This is a genomic window from Rahnella sp. NRRL B-41462 (assembly GCF_003263525.1).
Taxonomy (GTDB): domain Bacteria; phylum Pseudomonadota; class Gammaproteobacteria; order Enterobacterales; family Enterobacteriaceae; genus Rahnella; species Rahnella aceris.
Map to the genome: position 1 here is coordinate 1 of NZ_JYDF01000157.1, position 5,839 is coordinate 5,839.

Here is a 5,839-nt window from a genome sequence, read left to right on the forward strand (position 1 = left end):
TCCGCTCCCTCCCCTGCGAAGGGGAGGGCTGGGGTGGGGTATTAAAGCAAAAACGTTGGGTGAAGTTTCCGCTCAGGCAATTGATTTACAGTCTAAAACCCCCTCCCAACCTCCCCCTTCGCAGGGGGAGGAGCAAACCGCAACGGGCTTATTTCCCGCTCCACGCCTTCAAATTCTGCTCCCGCGCTGACAGTTTCTGCTCAGGCGTCAGCTTGTTGTAATCCTTCGCCAGACCACTTTCCCAGTCACCGTACAGCGGATTTGGCAGCACGATATATTGTGTACCGAAGTGCTGATGGTTCTGATTCACAAACGCCCGACGCTGCTCGTTGCCCTGATGGTAGGTGGCAGAACCAAAGTCATTCAGGTTGTCGCCGATGTAAATCACCACGTGATAACCCGCGGCTTTGATGGAATCAAAACGTGCCTGCTTGTTGGAGGTATCAGAACTCAGCAGCATGGTTTTTTCATTGGCGCCGGTAAAGCCCAGACGGTTCATATTATCCAGTGTCGCGGCGTATTCGCTGGTTTTGCGATTGGACACGTAGAACATCGTGCCGCCGTGAGTGTTGACATAATTAGCGAATTCAACCGCACCGGGAACGGCTGTTGCCTGGCGGGCTGCTGTCCACTGAGACCAGGTCTTGCTGTCGAATGGCTTGTTCGCTTTGACCTGCCACGCACTGTATGCGCTGTTATCGAGCATGGTTTCATCGAGGTCAACGACAACGGCTTTCTTCTGACCAGCCAGAGGCTGCGCCTGATCGAAAGCCATTTTGGCCGTGTTAAATGCCTGATAAGCCAGCGCCTGATATTCACCGGATTGCTGGAACCAGTTCAGTGCCATGACGGACTGATCGTTCAGCTTCTGCTGGGCATCGGTTTTTTGCTGCGCACAGCCACTGAGGGCCAGCATGATTAAAGCACTGGTGGTGCAAAGCGAAATTTTATTCATTGGTTGTCCCTATGCTTGTTACGAAGGATTCGCATTCATGAAAATCGTTAAAACTTTAGCAGATTCAGCGGGGTGTGAAAGAATAAATGATGAGTTACGCGAGATGTGCCGGAAAATGACAGAAATGAAAAAGGCCGGAGGGTGAGTCCGGCCAAAAAAATCAAAGACAGAGAAATAACAATGAGGGGGTAAAACGCTTAAATTTAGAACTGATAAACCAGGCCAACGGCAGTGATATCGTCGTTGTTCAGAGCCAGTTTATTGTCGTCAGACAGTTGGTTGATTTTATAATCAACATACGCAGACATATTTTTGTTGAAATAATAGGTCGCGGCTACGTCAACGTATTTAACCAGGTCGGCATCACCGATATTCTCAATATCTTTTGCTTTAGTCTGGACATAACCCAGTGAAGGGCGCAGGCCATTTTCAAACTGATATTGTGCAACGGCTTCGAAGGTTTGTGTTTTATTCGCAAAACCGCTGCCAGCCGGTGCGCCTGCAATTCCGCCAGGGACGGTGATTGCCACCATATTACGGGTTTCAGCATACATTGCGGCTAAATAAACGCCATTTGCGTCATATTTCATGCCGCCAGTCCATGCGTCTGCTTTATCACCTTTGCCGTAAGTGGAATTACTCTGAGCAGTTGTGCGGTCAGAAGAAGCATAGGCACCACCCAGGCTCACGCCGCTGTCACCCAGTGCGTAAGTGGTGGAAAGTGCATAACCGTCGCCGTTAGCTGTGCTGCTGCCGCGACCGTCGTTTTCATTTTTGCCCTGGTACTGAACGGCAACGTTCAGACCGTCAACCAGGCCGAAGAAGCCACGGTTACGGTAGGTGGCTACGCCGTTGGTACGGCCAGTCATGAAGCGGTCAGCCTTGGTATAACCGTCGCCGCCGAATTCAGGGAACATATCGGTCCAGGCTTCAACGTCGTACAGCGCACCGTAGTTACGGCCATAGTCGACGGAACCGTATTGACCGAATTTCAGGCCAGCGAAGGCCAGACGGGTTTTGGTGCCGGTGGTGCTTGGCGTTTTGCTGTCAGATTCAGCATGGTTAGCCATGACGTTGTATTCCCACTGGCCGTAGCCGGTGATCAGGTCATTAATTTGTGTCTGGCCTTTAAAACCGAAACGAATATAACTCTGGTCGCCGTCATTGCTGGCAGCGTCAGAGAAGTAATGCAGACCTTTCACTTTACCGTACAGGTCCAGTTTATTGCCGTCTTTATTATAAACTTCCGCTGCGTGTGCGCCTGATGCAATCAATAAACCAGGAATTAAAAGTGCCAGAATATTACGTTTCATGAATTTTTACCCTGCATTTTCTATTAAAAGCTTTTTGGGAAAGCTTTATATGAAGTCTTATGGAAAGACGCTAATCACCATTTTTTGCTGTGCATTCCGTGTGGACTCGGATTTTTCTCAGCGAGAGTTTTTTACCGTATTTTTGTGATCAATTTATGACAGTCAGAAATGAACTTTTTCTTTTTTTACACATCCTCCGTTTTTTCTGCACAATTTTCGTTCACCCGTAAGGAGGAGGAATTGAGATTTCGGGCTGCGCCGGAAGCGGGTCTGTGTGACAATAGCTCCCACATTCCTGTCTCACTTCCAACAAAAAAGAGATGCATGGCGCTTTCCCCCGCAGTAAAAAATCAGATAAGCCAGTGGTACAAAGCCCTGCAACAGCAAATCCCGGACTTCATTTCCCGCGCTCCGCAACGTCAGATGATTGCAGAGGTGGCGAAAGCGTTCTCGGGGGATTCTGCACGGCATCTGGCCATTGAGGCGCCAACCGGCGTCGGGAAAACGCTGTCCTATCTGATCCCCGGCATTGCCGTCAGCCGCGAGGAAGAAAAACCGCTGATTGTCAGCACCGCCAACGTGGCGTTGCAGGATCAGATTTTTAGTAAAGATCTCCCGCTGCTGAAAAAAATTATTCCGGATCTGAAATTCACCGGCGCATTCGGGCGTGGCCGTTATGTCTGCCCGCGTAATCTGGCGGCGATGAGTAACGAGAATGCGCAGGGCGACCTCGGGTTGTTCCTCGGCGATGAACTGGCGCCTTCCAGCGGCGAAGAACAGAAACTCTGTAAAACGCTGGAAACCGCGTTGTCCCGCTACGAGTGGGACGGATTGCGCGATCATTACCAGAAAACCATCGACGATCCGCTGTGGATAAAAATCAGCACCGACAAAGCCAACTGCCTCAGCCGTAACTGCCACTATTTCCGCGAATGCCCGTATTTTGTGGCGCGCAAAGAGATTGAAAGTGCCGATGTGGTGGTGACTAACCACGCGCTGGTGATGGCTGCGCTGGAATCGGAATCGGTGCTGCCGCCGGCGAAAGATCTGCTGCTGGTGCTTGATGAAGGCCATCATTTGCCGGAAGTGGCGCGTGATGCGCTGGAAGTCGAGGCCGAAATCACTGCGGTGTGGAATAACCTGCAACTGGACAACTTTGTGCGCCAGATTGAGCAATGTCTGGCGCTGTTCACCCCGAAAAATCCGCCGCCGCTGACCCATGCTGAACGCCTGCATAACCACTGTGCCGAAATGCGCGAACTGCTGCTGCTGATCGAGCAAGCGGTCAGCCAGCATCTGCCGCCTGCAGAACCGGAAGCCGAATACCGTTTCGAGCTGGGCGTCTTACCCCCTGAACTGACCGAACAGTGCAGCCGCCTGTTTAAACTCACCGATGGCCTGCGCAGCCTGGCAGAATACATGGTGAATGACCTCAGCGAGAAAACCGGCAAGCACGATATTATGCGTTTACACCGCGCGATTCTGCATATGAGCCGCATGCAGGGGTATCTCGAAACCATGAGCAAACTGTGGCGGCTGGCGGCGCTGGACAAGGCCTCGAATGCCCCGATTGGCAAATGGGTGACGCGTTCGTATTTCGATAACCAGACACATCTGGTGTTTCATTGCGCGGGGATCCGCGTCAGCGAACAGCTGGAAAAAATGCTGTGGCGCAAAGTGCCGCATGTGGTGATCACTTCCGCGACATTGCGTTCGCTGAACAGTTTTTCCCGGCTTCAGGAAATGAGCGGGCTGACGGAAAAAGCCGGTGACCGGTTTGTCAGCCTGGATTCGCCGTTTAATCACGTCGAGCAGGGCAAGCTGGTCATTCCGCAAATGACCCTCGAACCGGTGATGGCCAATGAGGCCGCGCATATTCAGGAAATGGCAGATTTCTTCCGCGCTGAACTGGCGAAAGGGGGGCATACCGGTCAACTGGTATTGTTTGCCAGCAACCGTGCGTTACAGCAGTTTGTGGCGCTGTTACCGGATTTACGCCTGATGTTACTGGTGCAGGGCGATCAGCCGCGCTACCGGCTGGTCGAGGAGCACCGTAAACGCGTCGCTGCGGGCACCACCAGCGTACTGATTGGCCTGCAATCGTTCGCCGAAGGGCTGGACCTGAAAGGGGAACTGCTGACGCAGGTACATATCCATAAGATCGCTTTCCCCCCTATCGACAGTCCGGTTATTCTGACGGAAGGTGAATGGCTGAAAACGCTGAAACGCTATCCGTTTGAAGTGCAGAGTTTGCCCAGCGCGTCATTCAATCTGATCCAGCAGGTCGGGCGACTGATCCGCAGCCATGAATGTACGGGCGAAATCGTGATTTACGATAAGCGCCTGCTGACAAAAAGTTACGGTGCACGCCTGCTGGCGGCATTGCCGGTATTCCCGATTGAACAGCGCGAAATGCCAGCGCCCGGTTCAGTGAAGCGTCCCGATATTCTCAAGACCGCGAAGAAAGACCCGGTTCGTCGCCGTGCGCGCAGACGATAACTTCTTTCCACTGACACATGATTGCACAGACAAGGTAAGGCTACGATGGATTACACCAAACTCATCAAAGAAGTGGGACGGGGCAAAAATCACGCCCGCGATTTGAACCGTGAGCAGTCGCATGCGTTGTATCGCCACATGCTGGCGGGCGAGGTGCCGGATCTGCAACTCGGTGCGCTGCTGATTGCATTTCGTATTAAAGGCGAAGCGGAAGAAGAAATGCTCGGTTTTTATCAGGCGATGGACGAGTGCGTGATGCGCCTTCAGGCACCGGCTGATCGTCCGCTGCCGGTCGTGATTCCAACCTATAACGGTGCACGTAAACAGGCGAATCTGACGCCGCTGCTGGCTATCCTGCTAAGCCGTCTCGGCTTGCCGGTGCTGGTGCATGGTGTGGATGAAGATCCGACCCGCATCACCAGTGCTGAGATTTTTCGTGCGCTCGGCATCCGCGCAGCACAAAGCCAGCAGGACGCACAACAGCTTTCAGATGCGGCTGACGCACCGGTATTTGTGCCAATCTCCGTACTTTGCCCGCCAGTCGAAAAACAGCTCGCGTTGCGCTGGCAGATGGGGGTGCGAAACAGCAGCCATACCCTGGCGAAACTTATCACGCCGTTTACCGGTCAGGATTCCCTGCGTTTATCGAGTGTTTCGCACCCTGAATACGTGCAGCGTGTTTCCTCGTTCTTCCGCCAGATTGATGGCCGTGCGCTCCTGACGCAAGGCACCGAAGGGGAAGTGTACGCGAACCCTTCACGTTTTCCGCAGACGCACTTTATCGCCGGTGGCGAACAGCGCGTACTGGCCGAAAAAGAAGAGATTTTCGGTGCGGACGTGCCGGCAAGCAAAGATGTCGCCACTACCGTTGCCTACATTCAGGAATGCCTGAAGGGCGAACGCGCTATTCCGCAGGCGATCATCACGCAACTGGCGTGTTGTCTGGTGGCCGCAGAGGTTTGTGCCGATATGGTTGAGGCCAGAATGATTGTGGATCAGATTTTTTAAAAGCTGGGAATGAGCTCAGTTAGCTCCTCCCCCTGCGAAGGGGGAGGCGGGGAGGGGGTATTAA

At 53.0% G+C, this 5,839-nt stretch carries 4 protein-coding genes; 2 read left to right on the forward strand and 2 right to left on the reverse strand.

Annotated elements, in window-relative coordinates; genetic code table 11:
* Nucleotides 1-148: 148 nt before the first annotated feature.
* Entirely contained in the window at nucleotides 149-955 is an 807-nt protein-coding gene (locus UC14_RS25535) for a 5'-nucleotidase, lipoprotein e(P4) family (protein ID WP_013574671.1), read from the reverse strand.
* 203 nt (nucleotides 956-1,158) lie between these two features.
* A complete protein-coding gene (ompC, locus tag UC14_RS25540) occupies nucleotides 1,159-2,268 on the reverse strand; it encodes a porin OmpC (protein WP_013574672.1) in 1,110 nt (369 codons plus the stop codon).
* Nucleotides 2,269-2,592: 324 nt separating this feature from the next.
* On the opposite strand from ompC, the gene dinG reads away from it, so the two are divergent.
* Both dinG and ybiB read left to right on the forward strand, forming a co-directional pair.
* Nucleotides 2,593-4,767: an ATP-dependent DNA helicase DinG gene (dinG, locus tag UC14_RS25545; RefSeq protein ID WP_013574673.1), complete on the forward strand. Its 2,175-nt coding sequence runs from the start codon at nucleotides 2,593-2,595 to the stop codon at nucleotides 4,765-4,767.
* Nucleotides 4,768-4,812: 45 nt separating this feature from the next.
* Nucleotides 4,813-5,775 (forward strand): DNA-binding protein YbiB, encoded by a 963-nt coding sequence (ybiB, locus tag UC14_RS25550; protein ID WP_013574674.1) that lies wholly within the window; start codon nucleotides 4,813-4,815, stop codon nucleotides 5,773-5,775.
* Nucleotides 5,776-5,839: the final 64 nt, after the last annotated feature.

What these genes read in the sequence shown, in the direction of transcription:
- UC14_RS25535 (WP_013574671.1), bottom strand. Translation starts at nt 955, where the DNA reads ATGAATAAAATTTCGCTTTGCACCACCAGTGCTTTAATCATGCTGGCC.
- ompC (WP_013574672.1), bottom strand. Translation starts at nt 2,268, where the DNA reads ATGAAACGTAATATTCTGGCACTTTTAATTCCTGGTTTATTGATTGCA.
- dinG (WP_013574673.1), top strand. Translation starts at nt 2,593, where the DNA reads ATGGCGCTTTCCCCCGCAGTAAAAAATCAGATAAGCCAGTGGTACAAA.
- ybiB (WP_013574674.1), top strand. Translation starts at nt 4,813, where the DNA reads ATGGATTACACCAAACTCATCAAAGAAGTGGGACGGGGCAAAAATCAC.